The 25,208-nt window shown below is 40.1% G+C and carries 30 protein-coding genes and 1 pseudogene; 5 read left to right on the top strand and 26 right to left on the bottom strand.

All coding sequences use genetic code 11. The annotated features are described in order from the left end of the window. Window positions 1-263: 263 nt before the first annotated feature. The 6 genes from QRD39_RS09330 to QRD39_RS09305 form a co-directional block, all read right to left on the bottom strand. Window positions 264-878 carry a DUF2140 domain-containing protein gene (locus QRD39_RS09330; RefSeq protein ID WP_285956327.1) on the bottom strand — a complete coding sequence of 205 codons (615 nt, stop codon included), beginning with the start codon at window positions 876-878 and terminating at the stop codon, window positions 264-266. Window positions 879-1,066: 188 nt separating this feature from the next. Next, complete coding sequence (locus QRD39_RS09325) at window positions 1,067-1,678, bottom strand: CPBP family intramembrane glutamic endopeptidase (RefSeq protein ID WP_285956326.1); 612 nt, start codon at window positions 1,676-1,678, stop codon at window positions 1,067-1,069. A 104-nt stretch (window positions 1,679-1,782) separates the two neighbouring features. Continuing rightward, window positions 1,783-2,145 carry a hypothetical protein gene (locus QRD39_RS09320; protein WP_285956325.1) on the bottom strand — a complete coding sequence of 121 codons (363 nt, stop codon included), beginning with the start codon at window positions 2,143-2,145 and terminating at the stop codon, window positions 1,783-1,785. 4 nt (window positions 2,146-2,149) lie between these two features. Further along, window positions 2,150-2,527, bottom strand: coding sequence for a hypothetical protein (locus tag QRD39_RS09315; protein WP_285956324.1), 378 nt, complete (start codon window positions 2,525-2,527; stop codon window positions 2,150-2,152). A gap of 12 nt (window positions 2,528-2,539) precedes the next feature. After that, complete coding sequence (locus QRD39_RS09310; RefSeq protein ID WP_285956323.1) at window positions 2,540-2,902, bottom strand: TIGR02328 family protein; 363 nt, start codon at window positions 2,900-2,902, stop codon at window positions 2,540-2,542. Next, window positions 2,899-3,291, bottom strand: coding sequence for a YbgA family protein (locus QRD39_RS09305; RefSeq protein ID WP_285956322.1), 393 nt, complete (start codon window positions 3,289-3,291; stop codon window positions 2,899-2,901). The genes QRD39_RS09310 and QRD39_RS09305 overlap by 4 nt, the downstream gene beginning before the upstream one ends. 186 nt (window positions 3,292-3,477) lie before the next feature. On the opposite strand from QRD39_RS09305, the gene QRD39_RS09300 reads away from it, so the two are divergent. Then, window positions 3,478-3,897 (top strand): SP_0198 family lipoprotein, encoded by a 420-nt coding sequence (locus QRD39_RS09300; RefSeq protein WP_285956321.1) that lies wholly within the window; start codon window positions 3,478-3,480, stop codon window positions 3,895-3,897. Between the two features lie 100 nt (window positions 3,898-3,997). Further along, window positions 3,998-4,195: a bacteriocin immunity protein gene (locus QRD39_RS09295; RefSeq protein WP_285956320.1), complete on the top strand. Its 198-nt coding sequence runs from the start codon at window positions 3,998-4,000 to the stop codon at window positions 4,193-4,195. Window positions 4,196-4,449: 254 nt separating this feature from the next. On the opposite strand, the gene QRD39_RS09290 is transcribed toward QRD39_RS09295, so the two are convergent. From QRD39_RS09290 to QRD39_RS09280, 3 genes are all read right to left on the bottom strand, one after another. Then, window positions 4,450-5,199: a CPBP family glutamic-type intramembrane protease gene (locus tag QRD39_RS09290; protein WP_285956319.1), complete on the bottom strand. Its 750-nt coding sequence runs from the start codon at window positions 5,197-5,199 to the stop codon at window positions 4,450-4,452. 95 nt (window positions 5,200-5,294) lie between these two features. Beyond that, the gene (locus QRD39_RS09285) at window positions 5,295-5,606 is read right to left on the bottom strand and encodes a hypothetical protein (protein WP_285956318.1); all 312 of its coding nucleotides are present in this window, start codon (window positions 5,604-5,606) and stop codon (window positions 5,295-5,297) included. 112 nt (window positions 5,607-5,718) lie between these two features. Next, window positions 5,719-6,303: a TetR/AcrR family transcriptional regulator gene (locus tag QRD39_RS09280; RefSeq protein ID WP_285956317.1), complete on the bottom strand. Its 585-nt coding sequence runs from the start codon at window positions 6,301-6,303 to the stop codon at window positions 5,719-5,721. Window positions 6,304-6,458: 155 nt separating this feature from the next. Here QRD39_RS09280 and QRD39_RS09275 point away from each other — a divergent pair, with 155 nt between their 5' ends. Continuing rightward, window positions 6,459-7,052, top strand: coding sequence for a class I SAM-dependent methyltransferase (locus QRD39_RS09275; protein WP_285956316.1), 594 nt, complete (start codon window positions 6,459-6,461; stop codon window positions 7,050-7,052). Window positions 7,053-7,362: 310 nt separating this feature from the next. Here QRD39_RS09275 and QRD39_RS09270 read toward each other — a convergent pair whose 3' ends face one another. From QRD39_RS09270 to QRD39_RS09215, 12 genes are all read right to left on the bottom strand, one after another. After that, complete coding sequence (locus tag QRD39_RS09270; RefSeq protein WP_285956315.1) at window positions 7,363-8,052, bottom strand: alpha/beta hydrolase-fold protein; 690 nt, start codon at window positions 8,050-8,052, stop codon at window positions 7,363-7,365. After that, window positions 8,033-9,049: an ABC transporter substrate-binding protein gene (locus QRD39_RS09265; RefSeq protein WP_285956314.1), complete on the bottom strand. Its 1,017-nt coding sequence runs from the start codon at window positions 9,047-9,049 to the stop codon at window positions 8,033-8,035. The genes QRD39_RS09270 and QRD39_RS09265 overlap by 20 nt, the downstream gene beginning before the upstream one ends. A 20-nt stretch (window positions 9,050-9,069) precedes the next feature. Further along, window positions 9,070-9,825: an ABC transporter ATP-binding protein gene (locus tag QRD39_RS09260; RefSeq protein ID WP_285956313.1), complete on the bottom strand. Its 756-nt coding sequence runs from the start codon at window positions 9,823-9,825 to the stop codon at window positions 9,070-9,072. A gap of 4 nt (window positions 9,826-9,829) precedes the next feature. After that, window positions 9,830-10,873 carry a FecCD family ABC transporter permease gene (locus tag QRD39_RS09255; RefSeq protein WP_285956312.1) on the bottom strand — a complete coding sequence of 348 codons (1,044 nt, stop codon included), beginning with the start codon at window positions 10,871-10,873 and terminating at the stop codon, window positions 9,830-9,832. Between the two features lie 170 nt (window positions 10,874-11,043). Further along, window positions 11,044-11,793, bottom strand: coding sequence for a CPBP family intramembrane glutamic endopeptidase (locus QRD39_RS09250; protein ID WP_285956311.1), 750 nt, complete (start codon window positions 11,791-11,793; stop codon window positions 11,044-11,046). Between the two features lie 71 nt (window positions 11,794-11,864). After that, entirely contained in the window at window positions 11,865-12,638 is a 774-nt protein-coding gene (locus QRD39_RS09245) for a zeta toxin family protein (RefSeq protein WP_285956310.1), read from the bottom strand. Further along, window positions 12,638-13,114, bottom strand: a complete 477-nt coding sequence (gene pezA / locus QRD39_RS09240) for a type II toxin-antitoxin system antitoxin PezA (protein ID WP_285956328.1) — start codon at window positions 13,112-13,114, stop codon at window positions 12,638-12,640. Before pezA ends, QRD39_RS09245 begins: the two co-directional genes overlap by 1 nt. A gap of 68 nt (window positions 13,115-13,182) precedes the next feature. Further along, window positions 13,183-14,022, bottom strand: coding sequence for a DUF4300 family protein (locus tag QRD39_RS09235; protein WP_285956309.1), 840 nt, complete (start codon window positions 14,020-14,022; stop codon window positions 13,183-13,185). Between the two features lie 137 nt (window positions 14,023-14,159). Then, window positions 14,160-15,389 (bottom strand): DUF4767 domain-containing protein, encoded by a 1,230-nt coding sequence (locus QRD39_RS09230; protein ID WP_285956308.1) that lies wholly within the window; start codon window positions 15,387-15,389, stop codon window positions 14,160-14,162. 120 nt (window positions 15,390-15,509) lie between these two features. Continuing rightward, on the bottom strand, window positions 15,510-15,782 hold the full coding sequence (locus tag QRD39_RS09225; protein ID WP_285956307.1) for a hypothetical protein: 273 nt from the start codon (window positions 15,780-15,782) through the stop codon (window positions 15,510-15,512). Between the two features lie 286 nt (window positions 15,783-16,068). Further along, window positions 16,069-16,641 (bottom strand): HD domain-containing protein, encoded by a 573-nt coding sequence (locus tag QRD39_RS09220; RefSeq protein ID WP_285956306.1) that lies wholly within the window; start codon window positions 16,639-16,641, stop codon window positions 16,069-16,071. A gap of 98 nt (window positions 16,642-16,739) precedes the next feature. Continuing rightward, window positions 16,740-17,309, bottom strand: a complete 570-nt coding sequence (locus tag QRD39_RS09215) for a TetR/AcrR family transcriptional regulator (RefSeq protein ID WP_285956305.1) — start codon at window positions 17,307-17,309, stop codon at window positions 16,740-16,742. A gap of 125 nt (window positions 17,310-17,434) precedes the next feature. On the opposite strand from QRD39_RS09215, the gene QRD39_RS09210 reads away from it, so the two are divergent. After that, complete coding sequence (locus QRD39_RS09210) at window positions 17,435-18,277, top strand: DegV family protein (RefSeq protein WP_285956304.1); 843 nt, start codon at window positions 17,435-17,437, stop codon at window positions 18,275-18,277. A 227-nt stretch (window positions 18,278-18,504) separates the two neighbouring features. Next, entirely contained in the window at window positions 18,505-19,677 is a 1,173-nt protein-coding gene (locus tag QRD39_RS09205) for an MFS transporter (protein WP_285956303.1), read from the top strand. A 494-nt stretch (window positions 19,678-20,171) separates the two neighbouring features. Here the strand turns inward: QRD39_RS09205 and QRD39_RS09200 are convergent, their stop codons facing one another. The 5 genes and pseudogenes from QRD39_RS09200 to QRD39_RS09180 all read right to left on the bottom strand — a co-directional run bounded on the left by QRD39_RS09200 (window position 20,172) and on the right by QRD39_RS09180 (window position 24,894). Beyond that, window positions 20,172-20,612, bottom strand: a complete 441-nt coding sequence (locus QRD39_RS09200; protein ID WP_285956302.1) for a GNAT family N-acetyltransferase — start codon at window positions 20,610-20,612, stop codon at window positions 20,172-20,174. Between the two features lie 12 nt (window positions 20,613-20,624). Continuing rightward, the gene (locus QRD39_RS09195; protein ID WP_002890514.1) at window positions 20,625-21,398 is read right to left on the bottom strand and encodes an alpha/beta fold hydrolase; all 774 of its coding nucleotides are present in this window, start codon (window positions 21,396-21,398) and stop codon (window positions 20,625-20,627) included. Window positions 21,399-21,612: 214 nt separating this feature from the next. After that, on the bottom strand, window positions 21,613-23,700 hold the full coding sequence (locus QRD39_RS09190) for a heavy metal translocating P-type ATPase (RefSeq protein ID WP_285956301.1): 2,088 nt from the start codon (window positions 23,698-23,700) through the stop codon (window positions 21,613-21,615). Next, window positions 23,684-24,046 (bottom strand): ArsR/SmtB family transcription factor, encoded by a 363-nt coding sequence (locus QRD39_RS09185; protein WP_002890511.1) that lies wholly within the window; start codon window positions 24,044-24,046, stop codon window positions 23,684-23,686. Before QRD39_RS09185 ends, QRD39_RS09190 begins: the two co-directional genes overlap by 17 nt. Window positions 24,047-24,060: 14 nt before the next feature. Continuing rightward, window positions 24,061-24,894 (bottom strand): annotated as a pseudogene (locus QRD39_RS09180) (ZIP family metal transporter). Window positions 24,895-25,208: the final 314 nt, after the last annotated feature.

The following is a 25,208-nucleotide window of genomic DNA, read 5'->3' as shown; positions in this document are numbered from 1 at the left end:
TAGACATAATAAAAATCCTACTTTCGTAAACAGTACTTTATGTATTTTTACTGTCTACTTAAGTAGGACTATATCAGTTGAACTGGCTTTTTAAGTTGAATCAAACTGTACAGTTACTTAAATCTTGAGAGTACAAAAATTCATCTCCTTCCGAAACCTAGGGAGAATACAAGTACTACTCCCTTTAACATATTTGCGCATGCAAAAAACCAAGTCAGCCTGGACTTGGTCTTGGATTTTATTTTTGAACAAATGATTGTAAATTACCAACTGGTTGGCAAGGAAATTGGAATGTTGAGTTTGACTTTCATCTTACCGTTAGCAACTGAGGCTTGGTCAATCTCGTAGCCGATGTCAGGGAGTTTAAGCTGAATCTGATCGTTAACCATGCGAATACCACTATTAGATTGAGCGATGCTCTTCTTGAGGTAAGGTAAAACCAGTGATTTAGGGACTGGAAGGCGACCTAGGTGAGCACCTGCCAAGTCTAGTAGGATGACTTCCTTGTTCGTACTAACTGTAAAATCAAGGCTAAATGTTGATTCTACTGGGCCAATGGAAACCGGTACCTTGACTGTCAGATAGGAATCTCCCAGAGCTACGGTGCTATTTTGTAGTGTCTCGTCCTTAGAATCCGAAAGGCTTGCTTTAAGCACCTGACGCAGTTGGTTACTATCGAGATTAATTTCGGTAGAAAGACCGCCTGATGATAGGGACGCCCCTCCAATACCTGCTTTAGCTAGGTCAGCTAAAGTCGTTTGTGTTGATACATTTTTTAATTGGTCTTGACTGTCAATCTTGTCCGGAATGAGAAGGGCCGCCATTGCAATAAAGAGCACAATGACGAGGACAATGAGTCGTTTAAACCATTTCCACATAGGGAATACCTCGTTTCAAATTTTCACTTTTGAGGTCTATTGTACTGTAATCAGGGGAAAAAAGCGAGTAAGAACTGGAAATTCTCTCATATTTTCTTAATGCTCAAGCTAGTTCACAGTTTAAAAGAAATAAAAGTGATGAGCAGTATCAGATAATCATCTGCTCTCATAGGCTCATTCCTACTCCTCTAAATGAGTGATATCGCTAAGCAGAGACCTGCAGCAGTATTTGCAAAAGCGTGGATAAAGACACTTGGAAGAATAGAGCCACCTGCTTTTTTCTCATTGATAGCACCAAAGACGTAAGCTATGAGACTGATAAAAGCAAAAATCATAACAGCTTTTAGAAAGCCTATTAGTTGGATAAACATAAGCGCATGAATCAGACCAAATAATAATGACTGGATGAGATTTGCTCCTAGAAATCCCAGTTTACCTTGCAACCTTTTCAAGAGAAAACCTCTAAAGAATATTTCTTCTGGCAAAGCAGTCCCTAAGATAGCGTAGGCTAGGATGGCAGGGAGAGCTCCGATTCCCTTTCCAGAAAAATCTGCTGTAGCTGTTTTGCTAGGGTCAAACCAACTGAAAAGCACTACCGAAAAAAGAAGGAAAACTAAGGCCATACCCAAGATAATTTGGAGTAGCTGACTGATATTTTTTGTCTGAACCTTCTTTAAACCAATCCAGTCAAAGAAGCCGACCTTTTTCCTCCTCCAAATCAACCAAGTCATAAAAGGAATGAAAGAGACGATGATCAGTTCCAAAATACCGTTCACCAGTTTAGACATAAACAAGTTCATGAGTTTGTCCTCCTTTTCGAGTCAAAAGACAGTTTTGACCTTTTGAAAACGATTACCTTGACGCCTTGATTATACTATTTTTAAGAAAATAAGAAAGCCATTTCTTACCAGTCTTGCCAGGTTTCTTTGGCACGAATCACACGGTCCTGCTTATACTCAATATGGTAAACGCTCCAGCCACCAATCCAATCGTCGGCCAGCTTGTACTCAACACTTCCTTGAACATCATCCCCCTGGCCCAAAAGCTTCTCCACTTCTTTTCGCACCATTCCTTCAAGCTGATACTGGCGTTGAAAACTCCACATCAACTTGTGACGCATGGAATCTGAGGTATGGGCCCATTTTTCGGGAGTAAATACCCGGTCACGAGGGACAATGATTGCAACATGAACGAGGCAAATGATTTCAATGATTAGCCACAAGGCTTTTCGTCGTCTGCGTCTGCTTTCTAGAGTAAGGGATGCCATCAGACTACCTTACCTTCTCTTGCTCCCAATGCTCATCAATCTCGACGGTATGCTCTCTAGCAAAATGGTAGAGTATATCTCTAGCCAGGTCCTGAGAAACACGAGCCACATTAGTCATACCAGTATCTAAGTCTGCTGTGTCGTGTTCTAAGCGATATTTGTCATTCTCGTACTCTACAAATATAAAAAGTTGGGACTCTTTATCACCATAGGTAAAATAAAGACTATCATAGGATACAGGAAGTTTCACAAGAGCATCCCAGATGTCACTTTCACTTGGGTCTGAAATCGTCTCGTAGTTCACCTCATCTGCTGTCGAAATACGCATGACTAGACCTTCTGATTTCTTCCTAAGAACCGTTAACCAATAAAATAAATCCATCTTTTTTCTCCTTTAAATAATGATGCCTTTTTGCTTCAGATTATCCAGACATTCCTGTAAATAGATAGCATTATGCTCTGGATAAATAATAGTCGGTAATTCTTCCTCTTCAAGCCTGTCGTAGGCTGGCAGTTGCTTTCCTCGATACTCTTTTTCAAACCATTCGGGGCTGACACGATAGCCCCGTTCTGTCATTTCTTGCATAATGAGCTCATGGTATTTAAACAAGCGGTAGGGGGAATAGTCAAAAACATAATTGACCGTAGCGTGTTTACGTTGCCATCCCTTGCCACGAAGGGCACAACATTCTCGGTGTTGTCCTAATAATTGCTGACGGGGTAGTTTTGAAATCAAGACTTGATGCCATAGTCTCATTTGCTACCTCCATTAATCAGAGTTGACTCCTCAAGATAGCGATTAGGGTACTTGGTGAGGAGCTCTCTGACGGATGTCACCAAATGAATCTGGGGAATACGACCTGCCGCATAGCTATCCAATTGGGCCATAAACATCTCCTTCTCACTGGCAGTTGCTTTTTTCTTAAAATAGCCCCAGATATGTTGGAAGGCATTAACGACCTGACCTGGATTTTCAGGAAGGGCTAGGGCTTGATCAATGTAGGCCTGAACCTGATCCAAACGAACCTCATCTTGCTTTAGATAGTTACGGATTTCTAGGTAAATCTTGTTGGAATGGCTGAGCACCAGATATTTATTTGCTGCCCAAAGTCGCTCGCACTGGCGACGTGGATTAATTGTTGTCATTAGGAGCCTTCCTTTATTGCTTTCTTAACAGTATAGCATAGTTTAAATGGGGAGCATAGACCATCCTCCAAGTCAGTATCGGTTTAACTTTCAAAAATAGTCCAAACATTTTCAGAAAGGAGATTTTACTTGGTTCGTTTGAAAACGTTTGCTATACTTGAGTTATCAAAGAAAGGAGACAAGCCTATGACATTGTCCAAAAAACTCACACTTTCTCTTACCTCTATGGCAGTTCTTGGTCTTTTAGTAGCCTGCTCAAACCAGAAAACTCAAACATCTAATAGCTCTGCTAGCACCCAACAAAGTTCAAGTGTATCTTCATCTTCACAAAGTTCTGAAGCTTCTAAACAGACTGAAGGGCTAGATGGCACCTACAAAGGGACCGATGAAGATAATAGTATTACTCTTACCATCTCTGGAAATACTGGAACTTGGGAAGAGGGCGAAGCAGATGGCGAGAAGGAAAGCAAGTCTGTAACAGTTAACCCTGACAATCAAAGTCTAACGATTGGGGATGATCTCAAATACTATAAACTCGACGGTAATAAACTGACTATTGAAGATGATGACCGTGATCCAAATGATACCATTGTCTTGACAAAATAATATCAGATACCTTAGCCAAACCACTCTCTGAGATTTAGCTAAGGTTTTTTTATGTTATACTATAGACAGAAAGAAAACGGATACAAACAGGAGATTGATGATGACTCAAAGACGATTATGGTTGACGCTATTTGTTATATCAATTATTGTAACTCTTATTGGACTCGGTTTGTCTTTATATAATTATTATATCTTCGATAAACCTTTTATGACTACCACTACAAAAGGTTTGCTAGCTGCATTTTTCCTGTGTTCGACAATGGTTGCCATTAGTCTATCCAAGTCAAATAGGAAGTAAAGATAAGAAAGAGGTATAAGTTTACAGACTTATACCTCTTTCTTATCTTTACTTAATTTTGTGTTTATTCATCTTTTCTTCAAAAATAGCTGTCATAATCTTACGTAACTCTTCTCTCTCTTTTTCAGCCTTTTGATGATGAAATGTATCCTTGGCCAAACGAGTCACCTCCTAAAAATGAAACTGTGTCATTATATCAACAGATAGGAAAGAAAAGCTCCCACCGAAATTCAGTGGGAGGTTCAACTCTATTTCTATGATTTTCGTACCGCCACCAGCCAAGAGGCTAGTAGGATTTCGAAAATAACCAGAAGGATAATCTGAGTAAGAGAGCTCTGAACCAGCATGAGAACAGCTAGACTATCGATCAGCATATGAGCGAGGATACAAGGAACAGCTCCTTTCGAGTACTCCTTGAGAGCTCCAAATAGAAAAGTATTTCCTAAAATCATCAGGTAAAAAATAAGATAGTTGGAGGAACCTGCTGTAATCCAAGGGAGTTGATAGATAGGGATATGCCAGAGGAACCAGACAATGGAAAGAACCATCATTTTAGTTATAAAGTGCTTACTAAAGTAAAGATGTTCTTGTAAAAACCAACGCCAACCTACTTCTTCCAGCCCCCCATATAAAAATGTCCAGGGAAAATATAGTAAGAAGGTCAAGAGGGTGTTCCCAGTAAAGCTAACATTCCTGAGAAAGAATGAGATTCCATAGTAGATGACTGGAATGAAGAGAGCTAGAATCCAGGACAGGAGACTTTCTTTTTGAAGAAATACCTTTTTGAAGAATTCACCCAAGGATTTGACTTCACTCAACACAAGAGAAAAGACAGCCGCCATAATCAGGGGAACACAGTTCATTAGGATAAACAGTAGTGAGGCACCCAGACTACTCCTGTCTGGGAAACACCATAGGATAACTTGCCCTACTATATATGTAGCAAAGAGGGCGGTCAGTGCATACCAGATAGCGACTGATTGTTTTGAAATAAATTTGCTCATTTTTCTCCGTAACGGGATGGTAAAATTGACAGTATCTCTTTTTTATGGAAAGTTGATTCGTAATTGTAGAAATAAACACATTGTCTTCAAAAATCTTATTTAATTTTGTGTTTGTTCATCTTTTCTTCAAAGATGTCTGTCATAATCCTACGTAACTCTTCTCTCTCTTTTTCAGGAAGGTCCCCTTGGCGCTTAGCCACAGCATAAAGTTCAGGATATTGCTTGGCTACACGCTCAACTGTCTTAGTCGTCGCATGCCCTCTGACAAAGAAAGGAATGCGTTTAAGCCATTCTTGCGGTACCAAGTCAAGCAACTTCTTAGCAGCTTCCTTGTTAGAAATCTCAGCTGTGCTCAAGCCTTTCTCGATTTGCTTTTGTTCTTGTTCTGTAAAATCTTTTAAGTCCATAACCTACTCCTCTTTATCTTTATATGTAGATTTTACACCCATGCATGAGAATATACAACTGATTGGGATGGGATGTTGCTAGCTGTGAACAATAATAGAATTAGGAAAATCATTATTTCTTTTTTCCTAAAATACCGTACAAAAAGATCTGATGGATTTGCTTAACATCTGTTTCTAAATTATCACTATGGGCTAACTGATTTCCCACACTATTGAGAGCATCCATAACATTTAAGATAAGCTCTGTCGATAGGTCTTCAGCAATAAGGCCCTCTGCTTTTCCGAGATGAATATAAGCACGATAGATGTCACGTTTTTTTGCAGTGATTGCTTTCGTTAGGAGACTTGAGAAAGCGGGATCTCTCACCGTTTTATCTTGAAAATAGTCCGAGATTTGCTGACTCATTTTCTCCTGACATAGGTCTAAAGCCTGGTCTAATTTTGTATTAAAAGCTAGATTACTTTTTAAAATATCCTCGGCTTGCTGGGTTATTTCTTCAAACAAGTCATTAACACAGAGAGCCACCAAATTATCTTTGCTCCCAAAATAATTGTAGATAGAAACAGGTGATACTTCTGCTACCTCTGCAATAGATTTTATACTCGTTTCCTTAAAACCTTTTTCTTTGAATAGATGCAAAGCTGCTTGAATAATCGCTTGCTTCTTTTTCTCAGTCGTCTTTTGATATTGATTCATGTAAACACCTCAGTTAGTACCAATTGTAGCATAAGTTTGAAATATGTAACTATATATTTCATTTTTTCTTGCTATTCTGACTACCTTTCTCTATAATAAAGTTTGAAATTTAATTATCTATATTTCAAACTTTATTTGCAAAAAAGGGAGGGAACATGCTCATTCAATATCTTATAAAACAGTCTAAAAATCCTAGTGGTCTTGTCGGGCGAGTGATTACCAACATCTGGTCGTCCTATTTTAAGAAATTCAGTCTTTGGGCAATCAAACAGACTACCATTTCAGATAATAGTCGGATTTTAGAAATCGGTTATGGCGGTGGTAGCACTATCAAAAACCTACTTGCTTTAAATAAAAATCTTGACATTTATGGCATTGATATTTCCAAGGAGTCTTATCAAACTGCTAAACGGATGCTTTTAAAGTCAATAGAAAACGATAGTGTCCAGCTGATGGTTGGAAATGTCGAAAACCTTCCCTACCAAAATCATTATTTTGATCTTGTCTTTGCCATTCAGACCCATATTTTCTGGAAAGATTTAAAACAAAGCTTTCAGGAAATCTATCGAGTCATGTCCAATCATTCTACTCTGATTATTGCATCCGAAAAAGAAAAAATTAAGTATCATATGACAGATTATGGAACAAGTTCTGAATTGAGTCATTTATTAATAAGTATTGGTTTTTCAAAGATTGAAGAAAGGCAAAATCACAAATGGGTTTTGTACATTGTTATTAAAAGACATTAGGAAATTGATAGACAAATTCCCACTTGACTTAAGAAAAGCTCTCCCCTTAGCAACACGAAAAGAGAAGGCTAAGTTAGTCTTCTCTTTGTGTAAGCTTTACGCTTTTGAAGTTAGGATATAAGTCAAAGGTAAGTAAATTACTTTTAATATACGGAGTTAAGGCGTTTTTTGATTCATGTCTAAAAACTTTTCGGAATCATCAACTGTGATGGTAGTTTTCGAGCATAACAAAAAGTAGTGAAGAGATGCCATCGTTGGAATCTTCTTCACTACTTTTCTTATCTCTTTCCTACTCACCAATAGCAGTATTTCAGAGTTTCCACTCTTCAATCAACCAGTCCGAAAAAGCATCATATCTTTCTTGGAGATGGTCATGATGACCGTAGGGGTCAAATGCTGAATAAGTAGACAAGCACTGTTTTTTGATAAGTTCATGCACTTCTTTGGCATAACTAGGAGCCTTGGCCAGTCTATTCTTATGATTAGCCCCTTCGGTCAAACCGTTATGTAAATAGACCGAGCAAGTCTTATTAATAAGCTGGTGGGCTTGGCAGTAGGCTACAAAATCTGGATACCAAAAGGATCCACAAATGGAAAAGATAAAAGGCATCTTATCACTGCTATAAAGACTGGAAATAGCAGCCAAACCACCCAGCGAGTAGCCCCCGTAAGCCATTCGACTGTCATCCAGTCTAAACTCCTCTTGGATGCTATTTAAAATATGGCCAAATAGTTGGTCATGATAGCTGGCTAGCTTACCACCAAAATCAGGACTTCCAGGTCTCAAAGCCTGAGCATACCAAGGTGTAAAATCATCCAAGCGATGCTTGGGTTCAAGGCCTATCAGGATAACAGAATCCACTAGTTTTCCCAGATAATCCAGTTGTCCATCGTTCAAAAAAACAGCTGGATAAGTCTTAGTAGCATCGTAAGACTCAGGAAGGGCAATCGTCACTCGAATGCCATGGCAGACAAAGTCTTTATTTATTAACAAAGTCATTAACCTTCTCAAGAGAATCAATCACAGATGGACCGTAATCCATAAGCTCATCATAAGAAATAGTCATGATTTTCTTATTTTTAACGGCTGGAACATTTTCAAGAACAGCGTTCTTTTCCATCTTGTCTTTAGCATCCTTGTCTATGGCCTTATTACGGTCACTGGTTACATAGATAATCAATTCTGGTTCCATTGACACAAGATTTTCCAAAGTCAAATCTGATGTTCCTGTCGCAACATTGGTATAACCAAGCTGATTGAGCATACTTTCTTGAAGGGCTGATTTGTAGGTTCCAAAGGTTTCATCGTTGTAGGCACACATGATCAGAGCCTTCTTCAAGTCTTTGTCATAAGACTTGTTTTTCTTTTTAACGGCATCAATACGTTTTTGGAGTTGTCCCGCATACTTATCTGCCTTGTCTTGAACATTGAAAATGTCACCGATATTTTTTACATCTTCGATGATATTATTCAAATCTTGTTTGGTTGTTGAAACAGAGGCTTTTTGCGTATAAACAGGAATATCATTGCTGTTCCACGTACTGATGGTTCCCATTGATTTGTCTGAGAACATCATGTTACGACCAATAAGAGCGTCCGGTCCATAAGCCAAAATGGCTTCTTGAGAAATGGTCTTCTTATCACCGATATGTGGGATTGAAGCTAGGTCATCCTTATATTTATCTGTTACTTCATTGTCAGGGTTAAGCATACCGACAATCTTGTCTTTTAAACCAAGCTCAATCAAGATTTCCGTTGATGAAAGGTTGTTTGTGATAACCTTTTCTGGTGCCTTTTTGAAGACTTGATCTAACTCAGTTCCTTTATCGTCATAAGTTTTGACGGTCAAAGGATACTGGGTTTCTGAGTTGGTCTTTTTCACCGTTTCTTTTGCTGCTGATGACGATGATGTGCTGTTTTTATATGTAGAACTGCATGCTGTCAATGTGAGGACTGCTGCAGCGATTAATGCGATACCAAAAGTTTTCTTGTTCATAAGGCCTTCCTTTCCTAGGCTTATAAATACTGAATCATTGCCTGCTGATCATCCGTCCAGGTAATACGACTCTGAACATCATAAACCGCCTGCAAGGATTGTGGGGTTACGGCATCCCTTGGGACACCTTGGGCAACAATCTCACCTCCTTTCATTAAGTAAATATAATCTGAAAAACGACAGGCCAATTGAATATCGTGGAGAACTGCTAGAACATTAATGCCGAGTTCCTTGACCAAGGCCAACATCTCCAACTGATACTTAATATCCAAATGGTTGGTAGGCTCATCCAATAAAAGGAGTTTGGGTTCCTGAGCCAAAGCACGCGCTAGGATAACTCTTTGTTTTTCGCCACCTGATAAGGACGAATAATAGCGTGCCTTCTTTTCAGACATGCCAACCTTGTCTAGGGCATCCTGGATAAGCAAGTGGTCCCGCTCTGATTCTTTTTGTAGAAAGGAAAGATGGGGCGTTCGGCCAAGCATGACAATTTCTTCCACCGTGCAATCAAATTGAAGGGTGTTAAACTGTGTCACAACGGCCATTTCTTTTGCAGTTTCCTTTAGGCTTACCTGATCTAGGCTTTTTCCATCAAGTAAAATCTGACCGCTATCTGGTTTCAACTGGCGATAAATGGTTTTGAGCAAGGTTGATTTCCCACTCCCATTTGGTCCTAGTATGGTCTGGAATTGTCCGCCCTCGACCTTTAGGGATACTCCATTTAGGATTTTTTTCTCTCCAATCGAATAATGAATATCCTTACACCTTACATCCATAAGTCTAAACCACCTTTCTACGATTTCTAGTCACAATATAAATAAAGAAAGGTGCACCAACTAAGGCTGTAAAGATACCGATAGGTAGCTCTGCATTTTTAACGAGGATTCTAGCTAAAACGTCTGCCCAAACCACAAACAAGGAACCTAGGAGAGTTGCCACTGGAAAAAGCTTACGATAGTTAGTCCCGACTAAACTTCTGGCAATATGAGGGGTAATCAAGCCGACAAAGCCGATAATTCCACAGCTAGCAACCAAGACGGCTGTTATGACTGCAACGATAGCAATATAAAGATACCAATAGAGTTTAAGGGGAATCCCTAAAGTCAAAGCTGCTTCATCGCCCATCATCATGGCATTAAAAACACGATACTGTGTTGAGAAAAAGAGAAAGGCCAAACCAACCACTACCGCTGGAAGCAGCAAATCTGACCAAGATGTTCCTGTCAATGAACCCATAGTCCAAAACTTAATAGTCATGACACTATCTGCTGTCGCTCCAATAGAGATGATAAAATTGGCAAAGGCAATAAAGAGGGCATTAACAACCGTTCCAGATAAAATCAGGCCAGAGGTGGTCACTCTCCCTTGCATAGAGGCAATGATTAAAACAAGAACCGTCGCTAGGATAGCCCCCACAAAGGCACCCAAACCTACCACAGCTTTAAGGCCTAAAATGATGGCCAAGGTTGCTCCAAAAGTTGCTCCTGCCGAGATTCCTAATATATAGGGCTCAGCAATAGGATTATTGACGGTTGACTGCATAACACTCCCTGACATAGAAAGGCCTGCACCGACCATTAGCCCTAGGAGAACCCTCGGCACTCGCATATTCCAAACAATGGCTTCAAGTGGTTTAGCTATGCTTTGACTGGCAATGGGAAGCCCCAATTTACTGAGGATGATACCATAGGTATCACCTAAATCTATAGTGACCGTTCCTAAAGACACTGCTACAAAAACTGACGCTACTACTAAAAATAGAAGCAAACAGAGCAAGCTTAGGTAACGGGAAAAAACAAGGTATTTTGTTTTTTTAAAAGGCATTAGCACCTCCTTTCCACTTGTAATGTCAGAAAATTTTGACAATACATTTCTAGTATAACATGTCTTAAAAAGATGGGCAAGGTCATTTAAGTCTTACAAAGAAAAAAAGAGCAGTCATTAAACTACTCTCAGGCCTTATAAATAACCAAAGCAATAGAAATAAAGCCAGCTTAGGATTTAGCTTTCTCCATACTGCTACTAGCTATTTTCATGGCAAGAAGAATTATCAACACCTTAAGCACAAGGGATAGCCATACGCTCTCAGCTGATGACAGTTGCGACAAGGAATTGATTAAAGCATGTGTCATGACACACAGCCAAAGACTTCTGGTCTTTGTATAAATAGCGGATAAGATGAAACAATTGCTGAATAAGCCAAGCAAAAATGGTAGCAATTTAACCATTGCGAGAGATCCATCAATGTAAAAATAGAGCAAATGCCACAGTGACCAGGTTACAAATGTACACAGCGTCGATACTATATAGGTTAACTTTTCTTGCAAAGTAGGCTGGAAAAAATAACGCCAACCGATTTCTTCGATACCACCAAAGACGAGGGCTTTTACAAATAAAATTATGGGGAGATACCAAGTTGGAATAATCATTTTCCCACTCAAAACCAATGGTAAGAAATCCAAGCCTATAAAAATGAGGACTAAGAGATAGTTAAGAGGAGCTTGTTTGACTTGAAAAAAATCTCTGACAAGCTGTTTAAAACTAGAATGATGATAGCGAATGCTAACATAGCCTCCCCAAATGGCTGAGGACAAGCCACCTAACATCAGGGTAAAGATGCCAATTGGAGTCCCATAATCAACCCTAAGTCCCCACGCTCTTAGTAACCAAACAAGGAGACTGACTAATAAGATTTGTCCAAAGGTGCCCGCCAGATAAAACGACAAGGCTTGTTTTCTATTCATATCTTGATTCCTATTTCTTTTTCTTGGCAGTTCAGGTTGTTAATAGGAGGTAGGAAATAAATAATGCTAACTCATTTTTTAGAATTTTTTTCAACGAGTTCTTTCAGTCTTTCTTTTTCCTGGATAAGCATAGACTTCTCAATAGGTGACCACTCACCAAATAATTTTTCGCGAAGAACTGACGATGCTGTTCCCTCATCCTCCAAGGAATTATAAATACATCTTCTATCTCGTTGGTAAATCTGGATGTACTCAAAAATACCACTAGTTTCCAGCTCTTGAAGATTTTCCACTAAACGGTCTACAATCGCATCATGATGCGCCTTAGGTGTCGCTCTCGCTTGACTTGGTTCCAAAGCATAAAGTTCTTCATAACGAATCTTAGTACTAAGATAAGAGAGTTCAGGCTTTGTTGCTATCAAGGCAAGTGCTACTTGGTATCCCCTAGAACTCAACAATTGGGCTGTTTTTTTAGGAATATCTACAGTTCTCAATGTACCCTCAATCAGAAGGTGGTACCCCAATTTGCTCAGTTCTTCTATCAAAGCTTCAACTAACTTTCCAGCAAAAGCCTTCGTGTAGTTAACACTTTCCTTGCCGTACTTTTCCTGCAACTCAAGATAGTTAGGATGCAAAGAGCGAAAGCTGTCTCCATCAATGATGATGATGTTGCCTTTAAATTCTCTTTGTTTAACACGATGAATGGTTGTCTTTCCGGCACCACTTTGACCACCTAACAAAAAGGCTTTTGGATGCTTCGAGTTGGTTTTTCCACGTGTCAATGAACGCATTGTCCTTTTTAAAGCTCCTTGAAAGTCTACGTCTCTGTAGTTGGCTAATGTCATTAGGCTACCACCTGTTGACTCGCTAGCCTTAACATACGTTCGATACCGTCCATATAACCACTATAACGTTCAACTTCGTCAAAACTTTCAATTAAGTAAATCTTAGTATTAATCAAGTCAGATAAATCGTCACTCATAAGAATCCATGGATTCGTTTCATCATCAAAGGCAATTCCTTGATTATCTTGATAGCGATAAAGCTGTGATAAAATACCGGCTCCACGTTCTTTCAACACTTCAATCTTCATGGTCAACTGGTAGTCTTCAACCGATGTGAGCATCTTCTCTTCTCCTACAAGATCAACATAAGAAACATTCAATGTCTGACAAATACGGTCCAACAATTCTGTTGAAATAGCACTTGTTCCATTTTCATACCGACTAAGACTATTGCGTGAAATACCAAGTAAGTTAGCTAACTCAGGCTGTGTCAACTGTTTGGACTTTCGTACAGCTTTAATATTTTCTCCAATCATCATTGTCCTCCTTTACTTTAATATTATTATAACATAAAAACGCACCAAATTTGGTGCGTAATGTTAACCTAGTCCATATCTACCCATTTGTCATTATCCATGATAAAGGGTTTGGCTAGACCTGGTCCGGTATAGTCCTTGTACTTGGTTGTCAGATACTTGTAGCAATCCTTCTTACTAGAAAATTTAATGGCTTGGTAGGGCTCTTCAAAGGTCAACTTTTCAACAAATAGGTAGCCATCCGTCGTAGGCACCAAGACTCCGACGTGACCGACAAAAAGGGAATCGCCATCCAAATTATCGTGGACAACAACCGACAGCATGCGTGCCCTGTCATCAAAGGTGAACTGTTTGTAGTAATCCTCCATATGCTTGGCGTGAACCTTGACATCTTGGGTAGCTTCAGTCTTGACCCTTGAAAAAAGAATGTCAAAGTTTGCCTGGTCCTTGGTATCAAAGAGCTTGCCCTTGTCAATGGCGTCCTTGTCTTGGAAAAGGAGCTCAGTATCACTTTTGACTTGAGGAATCTTGATTTTGCCTTTCAGTAGCGTGTAGGTGTTGATACGACAGTTAGTGCCGATAAAGTCACCATGCTTGGCTGCCCACAGGCTACTGATTTTTTCCACATCATAGTCTGTTTTGGTAAATGGCGCAAAACTCCCAGAAAGACCAACAGAACCCACGGTGTCATTGTAATCAGTGACGAGATTGATAAAGTTATCCACACTCTCCTCGTTCAAATGTTTCGAGAGAATGGAACGTACCTCATTAAGACTGGCCTTGCTATTAAGGTTGGAGTAGATTGGTTTTTCCTCCTTTTTGTGGAGATGTGCAAAAACTGCTAAACCGACAAGGAATAGGCTAGCTATAGATAAAAGAATTAGCGTCTGTTTTTTTAGATGTTTCATAGGCGCCTCCTTGGCTTCATTATACCAGATTTTGTGAACTACTCCTTCTCAAGATGCTTTTCCACAAGAAAAAAGCCTTGTCGCCAAGACTTTAGATTGAAGACAAAGACTTTTGCTTGAGACTTTCCGACAAACCTTTACTTGCCATTCACAATATTGGCGAAGGCTTCTTGAATGTCCTTATTATTGGTTGGATACATGTAATACATGTTTTCAGGATTGCCTTGATTTTGCAGAGAAACTAGGACCACCGGTTGACCATTATGGATGGTGAAATGATAAAGAATCATGGCAGAACCTGAATAACCGTAACTGTCCACGATGAGATAGTCGGCTGTTCCTGTACCATCGTCTGAAAAAGCAACGTCTACCTTTTGTTGGTTGGTCATAGGGGCATTTTGTTCGGTCTTTTCACCTACAGTGATGCGGTTATTTTTGGCAAAAGACATGGCACCATAGAAATCGTCACTTCCGTTAGGGGTTAGTCTTTTATAACTTTCTTGATTCATCTTGTGACCAAACTCTACCATGTAACTAGCCAGCTTGGCGGCCTTGTCACTATTCCAAAGAGCAGTCGTTTGGGTTTGGCTGGTTTGACTCTTACTCCCAACTCTGTAATAAGATGTGTAAACGACTCCTGGTCCTGAAAATTCTGGAATTTGAACCAAACGATCTGTGTCTTTGACAGAATTGTCCGGAGACGGTGCTGCTTGGTTAGCTGGCACTGGAACAAAGGGACTAACTCCGTGCCCTGGACCATTGTCCGCAAAATAGAACATAGGTTGACCGTTGAAATCCTTAATCACAGTCTTACCATCAGTGCTGCCCGTCTCCTCAGACTTTGTGAGGCCAGACTTTGTAATCGTCACAACATGACCACTGTCAGAAACCCAATCTCCTTCGATGCTCGAAAAATCTCCCTTTCGAATAGCCTCCACATCCATAGCTGGTGTTTTAGCCTCCGATGAGGAACTCTTACTTTGAGAACTAGAGCTTGAAGATGACTCAGAAGCTTTAGAACTTGATTGTTTAGACTTGTCTGAAGAAGACGTCTGGCTGTTAGATGAAGCTACTGCGAGGGATGGTGTCTTTTGAGTTTGTGAGTTGTGAGAATGCCAGGCAAAGATGGCTCCACCACCTAGAAGCGTCATACAAGAAATTGCAAGGACTGACGCTGCGACCTTATGAGTCACCACAAATTGACTTAAGCTTTCCCAAAAGCCCTTTTTAGATGCTGGCAACAAGGCTTCAACTTCTGCTCGATTGGCCAAGAGACTACCATTTTGTATCGCCTCGTCAACCTCTGTCAGCTTTGGGCGACGTCCATAAATCTTCATAAAATAGGTTAACCATTCTTCTGCTTTCATTGCATCTCCTTTTTGAAGCGTAATAGTTCCATTGTAGCATAAATTAGGGATTCGTGTTGACTTGGTGGAAAAGAAAAAAACTGCAAGCAAGTCGCTGCAGTTAGTGTATAAACTTGATCCTTATTTCTGACTAATTCCAAGTTTTCTAAGATAAGTATAGCCTAAATAGAAAAAGAAAAAGGCTAAAAGAATAAAGGCACCCATGACAAGTTTAGTCCCGCCTAATTGATAAATAACGTAAACAAAAGTATTAATCTTGAGCTGACCGCCCGTTTTTTCCAATTGCGAAAGGCTCTGTGAGTAACTATAACCAAGCCAAATAGCAACTAACCCGATTAACGGATAAATAATGACACCCAAAATCGAATTCTTTTTTAACAAATTATCTAACATACATCCCCCAATTTTTTTATTGCTATAGCAATAGCTTACCAAAGATTGCCTAGAAAATCAAAGTGCCTCCCATTGCATAAAAATCAAAAGGAACCGAGCCAAAAGGGAATTGCCCATCTCAGATAAGAAGGTTTCATCCGTCCTAATATAGAAGTATTCAATTAGCCTTGCTACTGAGCAGATAACAAATATAATTGAACAACTTAAAATAGGTTTCTTTATTAGTTGATTTAACATATCTTCCTTTCAAATAAGTCTTTTATAAAAGTTAATTTCAATATTTCACTCAGTCCAATTCCTTCTCTAGTTCTTTTAGAAAGGTGATTAAAAATTGATGGCGACTTTCTGCCATTTGTTTGGCAGTCTCCGTGTTCATTTCATCTTTTAAGAGGAGCAACTTGTCGTGGAAATGTTGGACGGTATCAGTAAGGGGTCTCCCTTTGTGGCCACCATAGGAAAAAGTTCGCGCAATTCCTACAGCTCCTATCGCATCCAGGCGGTCTGCATCCTGGACAATCTTGCCTTCTAACGTTTCTGGTTGTTTACCGCGATTATTGCTGAAAGAAACAGCATTGATAACCCGACAAATCTGGTCGAGTTGCTTTTTAGGAGCACCAATCTCTTCTAGAAACATGCGAGCATTCGCATTATTCTCTGTATGAAACAATTTATAATCATCAGCATCGTGAAGAAGAGCTGACAAGCCCACTATCTCTAGATCACATAGACCTTCTGCTTGTGCAATTCTCATAGCATTGGTATAGACGCGAAGGGTATGCGCCACATCATGACCATCCGATCGATCAGCAAATAAGGTTTTAACATACTGCTTAGCAGCAAGAATTCGTTCTTCAATCATATTCCTTGTCCTTTGAATAATCTGTGTACAGTTCTATCTATTCATTTGAGCTAGTTATGGAGAGGGGGAGTTTATTAAAAACTACCTCTCAGCGATTACTACTTCTTCTTTTGTGGAAAAAGGGGCAGGCCGAGCTTGGCAATCTTTTCAGCTGGGGTCTTCATGCCATCCTTGACCCATTTGGAAATCACTGAGACAATAGCTGAGCTCCAGAAGGAATTGAGGTAACTGCCAGCACCGTTTGATGAGCTCCCATTTCGTTTTTCTAAAAAATCATAAACCGCCTTGGTCAATACCTGCTCAAAATTGTAATCAATGGCAAGACTGATGACTTTGGCTTCTTTTTTGACTTCCTTAAGGAGATAAACCCAGACTTGGTAAAGATCCGTCTTGAGATTATAGCCGTCCAAGGACTTAGTAATCTTTGCAATGCTAGACTCAAAAATAGATTTCAAAATCTCTTCCTTAGAACCATAATTGCGATAAAAGGCAGCACGAGATACACCCGCACGCTCAACCAGTTCCGATATGGTAATCTTTTTCAAGTCTTTTTTCTCCAACAATTGCAGGAGAGAAATTTCGATGGATTCTCGTGTAATTGCTTTGTTTTCTTGGTTAAATCGTTTGAGATTTTCCAAGGATTTCTCTGAGATTTTTCTTTCTGCCATAACATTCACTTTCTATCTGTCACACCTGATGAGATCTGCTTTGATAGCAATGCACTTCATGATAAAATTGTAAAAGAAGACAAATAACTTGTCAATGTACATTATGCAGATATGAGGTGTAACCTATGAAATGGAAAATTATTGCGGATTCAGGCTGTGACTACCGTTCTTTGGACAATCTCGCATCAGACACGGAGTTTGTCAGAGTTCCTTTGACTATCCAAGTGGGCGAAACCATCTACAGAGATGATGCTCAACTCAATATTGATCAAATGATGGAGGAGATGTATGCGACTACGACTGATTCTAAGTCTGCCTGTCCGAGTCCTGATGATTATATGAAATCCTTTGAAGGAGCGGACAATATCGTCGTCGTGACAATCACTGGAACCCTTTCTGGTAGCTACAATAGTGCTGAAATCGCTAAGAAAATTTATCTGGAAGAGCATCCTGATACTAAGATTCACGTGATTGATAGCCTGTCAGCTGGTGGCGAGGTCGACCTTATCGTTCGTAAACTCAATCACTTAGTCGCTGAAGGCCTTGATTTTGACCAAGTCGTTGATGGCATCACAGCTTATCAAGCCAAGACTAAGTTGCTCTTTGTTTTAGCAAAAGTTGATAATTTGGTGAAGAATGGTCGTCTAAGTAAACTAGTTGGCACCGTTGTTGGACTCCTCAATATCCGTATGGTCGGTGAAGCTAGTAAGACAGGTACTCTTGAGTTGCTTCAAAAAGCCAGAGGTCAAAAGAAAGCCATCAAAGCTGCTTTTGATGAACTCCTCAAGGCTGGTTATGCTGGAGGCCACATTACGATTGCCCACCGCAACAATGAAAAATTTATCGAGCAATTCTCTGAATTGGTTCGTGAAAAATTTTCCCAAGCAAGCATCGAAGTCCTTCCGACTTCTGGACTCTGCAGTTTTTATGCCGAAGAAGGCGGACTCCTCATGGGGTATGAAATTTAGGAAGACATTGAAAAGAGGCTGGACTACATGTTCGGTCTTTTAAAAATCAAATGATGTTATCAGATAATCAGTAGAATAGGATTTTAAAACTAAAAATTCTTTCTTGACAACCCAACGTAATCGCTTTCATTATCCCCATCATTTATGCTAAGATGGAAGGGACGCATTCGTGTCATATTTCTTATAAATTTAGATATCCTTATTAACATTAAACACGGAGATGCTTTATGAAACAGAAACAGTCACATTTTCTAATCCCTGGAATCCTTCTTCTAGGGATCGTTTTGCGGGCCCCGTTCACAACCATGTCCACTGTCTTATCAGACATTGCTTCTGGTCTAGGCGTTGAAGTCAGTTTTCTCGGTCTCTTGACAAGTCTGCCACTCTTAACCTTTGCGATCTTCTCACCTTTTGCAGCTAGCTGGGCCAAACGCTTTGGAATTGAGCGACTCTTTCTCGCAGTTCTGATTGTCATGACACTTGGTTCTGCCTTGCGTACTGTCAACCTTCCCCTCCTTTATGTGGGAACACTTTTAGTCGGAGCTGGGATTGCCTTTATCAACGTCCTTCTCCCAAGCCTAATTCAGGCTAATGAGCCAAATCAGTTAGGATTCTTGACCACACTCTACATTACAGCCATGGGCTTGTCCACAGCCATAGCTTCATCAGTTGCCGTTCCAATCACTAAGGCAACCTCATGGCAAGGCTTGGTCTGGATATTGACAGCAGTCTGTGCCCTGGCTCTTGTAGTTTGGCTTCCTAATGTCCGTTACAATCATTACTTAGAACAAGAAACTTCTACCAGCGAAAATTCATGCAGCTGGTATAAGAGTGGCAAGATCTGGGCCATCATGATTTTCGGTGGATTACAATCACTCTTCTTCTATACCACTATCACTTGGCTTCCAACCATGGCCACTCAAGCCGGTGTCGGCGAGGCCAATACCGGAATTCTAGCTTCCGTTTTCACACTGACGAGTATTCCATTCTCTATGATCGTTCCTAGCCTAATCACTAAACTTTCTGATCGTAATCGCCATGTGATGCTAGTGGCTACCGTCCTAGCAGGACTCATCGGAGTTGCCATGCTTCTATTCAATACAGACAGCTTTGTGTATTGGTTAGTCCTTAACCTCTTAATCGGAAGTTCTGCTAGTGTCCTATTCCCTTACATGATGGTAGTCTTTTCAATGAAGGCCAGCTCCCCTGAAAAAACAGCCCAACTATCTGGGTTAGCCCAAACCGGAGGCTATATCTTTGCAGCCCTTGGTCCAGTCTTGTTTGGTTCAAGCCAACAACTCTTTAACTCTTGGACCCCTGCTGTTTTAATTCTTCTCGTCTTGACCCTAATCATGGGAATAGCCCTTTACAAAGTTGAAAAAACAGACCTTATTTTGTAAGTGAAGAACTAATATAAGAAAATGCCCCACAAGTTATAACTTGTGGGGTGTTATTTGTGTGTGGCAAATGAATAAATGATTTAGTAAAAGCTTATTCTATTTTCATTTAGAAAGTAGCTAGGGCTAAGCATTAGAGTTTTACTCATGTACAACTTTAATCTTTCTTTTATTCGTGATGAGATAACTCAAAAAACTGATAATGGCGTGGACAGATTATAATGGGGAAAAGCTTTCATTAACTTGTACAAAATTTTGAGTTTGAATTCCTCCTACAAACTGTCTGTTTAACTTGTTGTAAACAAAAAAGAATAATTGTAAAATCACATAAAGAGAACACCAACAAAAAATCATCTGTTGGTGTTCTCTTCATTTTTAGATTTCTGAACAAAACTCTTGTCCATGGATCAGTAGGTACCCTTTATCTCTTTTTTCATGAACATTATTTTATAAACAGCAGATTACATTCTTAATATATATGGAAATATACAACTGTTCTATATCAACTTATATTCATACCGCTCTTCATCTACTTTCTGAAATCCCAAAGCCAAAAACATTCTTTGACTTTGAGTATTAAAAGGATATATTTGTGCAGAGACCTTTACCTTATTTTGTTCTTTCGCCAGATGTATCATTTCAGAAACACATCGTCTTCCGATATGTAAATTCTGATACTCTTTGCTGATAACTATAGAAAGTTCCGAGTTATCTAGGAGTGTCACATCTCCAACTAACACTCCTTCATATTGGATATAATAGCAAGAACCATGTGAAGTTAGGTAATCATACATTTTATGAAGTTTTGTTAGATTGTAAATCTGATCAGTATTATCTACTTGTTTGCAAACCTCACTATCTTGATACCAAAGAAGGGAGATGTCATCATTTCTATAATAAGGAATAAGCGTTATCTGATCGTCTACTATTCTATTCATCTTTATTTTTCCTTATTTCTTCTTTAAAAAAGGCTCAACCAAATCAACCCAATCTTGAGGCAGATAAGCTGATAAATAGCCATGATGATAGCCCTTTGCTTCATACAAAATCGTATTTGGATGTAGCTGCTGAAATAATTTCGCCGATGCTTTCACACAGTTTAATTCTTTTTCACCATAGATATACAAAACCTGAGCTTTGCTAGCAGAAATCCTATCTTTCAGTTTGTAACGCCCCATATAGTCTTTGTAAATGGTCACCATTGTTTTGACAGGCGTCCTTGGCAGATCCTCCAAATAATAAGCTTTTATTTCCTCTGGATAAGCCAGTTTAGGATAGAGTTTGTTCATCATGCTTAACTGAAGTTTACAAGAGAATTTATTGAACATCAATTTACCAAATAGAGACACTAGAAAGATGCTGATTTTAGCTAACCTTGGTTGAGGAATACAGAGGCTTCCGTCTATGATGGCCTTCTCAGCAATTTCACTGTCTAAAGACAAAAGCTCCATGGCAATTTGACCACCAAGTGAAACACCACCGATTGCTAACAATTTCCCACCACAGTTTGCTTTGATATAGTCTAGAATCTCCAAAGCAGAATCTTCAGTAGAAACATAATCAAGTTGATATTCCTCGCCGTGGCCATTCAAAGTGGGTAGAATAACACGGTATTCTTCTGACAAGATTCGTGCTTGACGAAGATAATTCCACCAAGAACTGCCACCACCATGTATCAGTAAGATAGAAGGCAAATTCTTATCCCCAAATTCATGGAATTTCATGTTTAGACTCCTTACTTTAGGACTTTCACTTGCTAAATCCTTGTTTAATCAGCTCGTAGAAGCAAAGCTACACACTCCACGTGTCCTGCTTCATGTAATTGAACACTAGTTTCCTTGAACTCTTTGGTATATTTTTGGCTCATTTGGACATCTCCTTTGGTTAGATACTATTCTACCAAAACGTGTCCATAAAATCATACTAACATCAGTTCACTTACTTTGACAAAGTGGAGGTATCTATCCTCAAGACCCTCAATGCATTCCATACTGCTAGTAGCGTTACACCAACATCTGCAAAGATGGCCTCCCACATATTAGAAATTCCCAATCCACTTAGAACCAAGAAAATTAGTTTAACTACAATAGCCAAGGTCATGTTTTGTTGGGCTATTCTGACTGTCTTTTTTGCCAGTCGAATGACTTGAGGAAGTTTTCCAAGGTCATCATCCATCAGTACAACATCTGCTGATTCAATGGCTGCGTCCGAACCTAGCCCTCCCATAGCAATACCAACATCTGCCCTAGCAAGAACCGGTGCATCATTCACCCCATCTCCAACAAAGGCAACAGCCTGCTGAGACTGAGTCAGAATTTCCTCAAATGTACTCACCTTATCCTGAGGCAAGCAATCTCCAAATGCATCATTAAAGGCAAATTGCTGTGCAAATTCATCAACCACTGCCTGACGATCGCCTGAAAGGAGAACCGTCTTTTTAATTCCGACTGCCTGTAAATCCTTCAAGGCCTCGATGCTCGTCTCCTTCACTTGGTCTGTGATAAGGAAATAGCCTAGAAAATGACTGTCCTCTGCCAAATAGAGAACTGTTCCTGTGCTGCCAATAGCTGGATAAGCAATCCCTTGAACTTCCATTAATCTAGCATTCCCAAGATAGAGCTGTCTGCCATCTACCCTACCGGACATGCCCTGCCCTGGTAGCTCGGTAATCTGACTCACCCTATTCTCGTCCACTTCCTGTCCATAGGCTGTTCGAATAGAGTTTGCGATTGGATGATTGGAATAGCTTTCCAGATGGGCAGCGAGGTACAGAATATCATCCTCGACACCTTCTGCGTTGACAACGGTATCCACCGCAAAGATACCTTTTGTAATTGTCCCCGTCTTATCAAATACGACCGTATCCAACTTGGCAAGAGCCTCTAAATAATTCCCACCTTTCACTAAGACACCTAATTTAGATGCTCCCCCTAGCCCGCCAAAGAAACTCATTGGTACCGAAACCGCAAGAGCACAAGGGCAAGAAATGACTAAAAAGGTAAGTGCCCGATAAAGCCAAGTCGACCACTCCCCTAAACCAAGCAAGGGAGGCAGGCTTGCAAGCAGAAAAGCGATTCCGACAACCACTGGTGTATACACACGCGAAAAACGTGTGATCATCCGTTCCGTCTCCGCTTTTTTATTGCTTGCATTTTCAACTAATTCCAAAATTTTGTTGACCGTTGATTGCGAAAAAGTCTTACTCACTTCAATTACCAATGGACTAGTCAAATTGATCACACCACTTGTAATGTCCTCACCAACGCCAATTTCCCTAGGCAGTGATTCTCCTGTCAAGGCTGACGTATCCAGAATAGAACGACCTTCTCTGACCAGACCATCTAGGGGCACCTTCTCCCCAGGCTTAACTAAAATATGGTCCGCAACCCTTACTGTTTCAGGGTCTACTTGAACGGTTTCTCCCCCCTCTAGTCTCCAAGCCTTATCCGACCGAATATCCATCAATCGTGCAATGGACTGACGAGATTGAGAGGTGGCCTTATCTTGGAAATACTCCCCAATCTGATAAAAAAGCATGACGGCTACTGCCTCTGGAAATTCTCCCAAGAGAAAGGCTCCTAAGGTCGCGATACTCATCAAAAAGTTTTCATCAAAAAGATTACCACGTTGAATATTTTGAACCATCTTGATAAGAACCTTATGGCCGATAATGATATATAGGGTCAGATAATAGACCAGACGAATCCAGAAATACTCCTCTGGCAGGAAAAAGCCGAAGGCAAATAGAATCATAACAGCAAGTAGCAGCTCTTTCGCCCAATCTCGTTTTTCTGGAAGTGCCTCTTCCTTTTTCTCACTGATAACTTCGATTCCAGGTTCAATAGCATCCACCAAGTCAATAATTTCCTTATCTATCCCATCTTCGCTTTTTGTTTCCAAAATCAGCTTTTGAGCTATCAGATTGACAGTGGCAGATTCTACCTGCTCCAATTGATTGACAGCACGTTCAATCTTAGCAGCACAATTGCCACAGTCAATTCCTCGAAGTTCATACTCTTTCTTCATGTTTTTCCTCTTTCAAATGTTTCAGTGTCAAAGACAAGACTGCTGCGACATGATCGTCCGCAAGTTCATAATAGGTCATCCTTCCTTTTTTCTCCCCCTTGACCAATTGGCAGTCCCGCAGATAGCGTAGTTGGTGAGAAATAGCAGACTTGGTCATCTGTAACGCAATCGCTAAGTCTCCGACACAAATTGGATTTTGCCGTACTGCTTGTAAAATCCGCAAACGAGTTGGGTCAGAAATCGCCTTAAAAAAATTGGACATATTTAGCAATGTAACGGTATCAAACTCCGTCTCATGGACCCCTTGAATTAAATCTGGATTACAAGCTGTTAAACACTGTGACATATTTTCTATTCCTCCTATACTAAAGTTGTATCAAGTAACATCATGATTAGAAATCCGGCCATAACCCCACTTGTCGCAATATCGGTATTCTTGTGCTCTTGAGCACCTGGCACAAGTTCTTCCACTGCAACATAAATCATGGCTCCCGCCGCAAATAAGAGAGCATAAGGTAGTAGCTGGGTCATAGACATAACAGCATAGGCCCCTAAAACAGCTGCAATCGACTCAACAATCGCTGACATGGCGCCATAGTAGAAAGCTGATTTCCTACTTCGCCCTTCTACCCGTAGTGGCAAGGACAAGGCAGAGCCTTCTCGAATATTTTGGATGCCAATTCCCAAGGCCAATCCAAGGGCACTCATTCACGTAAAGGAAAGTCTAGTTGCGAGATTTGCCACACTAGCAAATGCCACACCAACTGCTAAGCCCTCTGGTATATTATGAAACACTACCGCCAGATAAAGCAGCATGGTCTTTGATAAGGGTCTTTTGGGATTCAAAATCCCTTCCTTATCACTCATCTGATGATTCAAATGTAGGTCGGGAACCAAATAATTAATAAAGCGGATAAATAAGCCCCCGACAATAGAACCAACAGCCGTCGTCAACCAGTAAAATCTGTTCGTAGCTATTGACTGGCTATAGTCAAAAGAAGGGACAAGCAAAGGCCAGACTGCCGCTGCCGTCATAATGCCCGCTGCCAAGCCCATCATCATATCCATGAATTTTTGATGAATGGTTTTGACAAAAAAGACCAAACTAGCACCGATAAGGGTACAAAACCAGTTGAATAAGCCAGCTAATAAAGCTTGCATTACTGGTGATAGAGAAGAAAAATTACATCTCATACCTCAATAATCGATGATTCAGTTGAACAACCACTCAACTATTATCATTATAGTTGAACACTCGCTCAATTGTCAAGGAAGAAAGTAAAAAAGCTATGAGAAATCCCCATAACTTTGTAAATTATTGAAGCAATCTCGTGTTCTTAGAGAATATCACAATGCCATAAAAAGCCCAAAGGACTATTTGGAATTATCATATCATATAACGCTTCGACACAATTTAACGATTACTATATTGAGAAACAAACTTTACTCCTCAAGAAAGTTAGATGTTCCCAATGCTATCCGTAAGAGTACTTAAAACCTTGAAACAT

Origin of the sequence: Streptococcus raffinosi, from assembly GCF_030284685.1 — a bacterium.
Taxonomy (GTDB): domain Bacteria; phylum Bacillota; class Bacilli; order Lactobacillales; family Streptococcaceae; genus Streptococcus; species Streptococcus raffinosi.
This window is presented reverse-complemented; position numbering and strand designations above follow the sequence as displayed.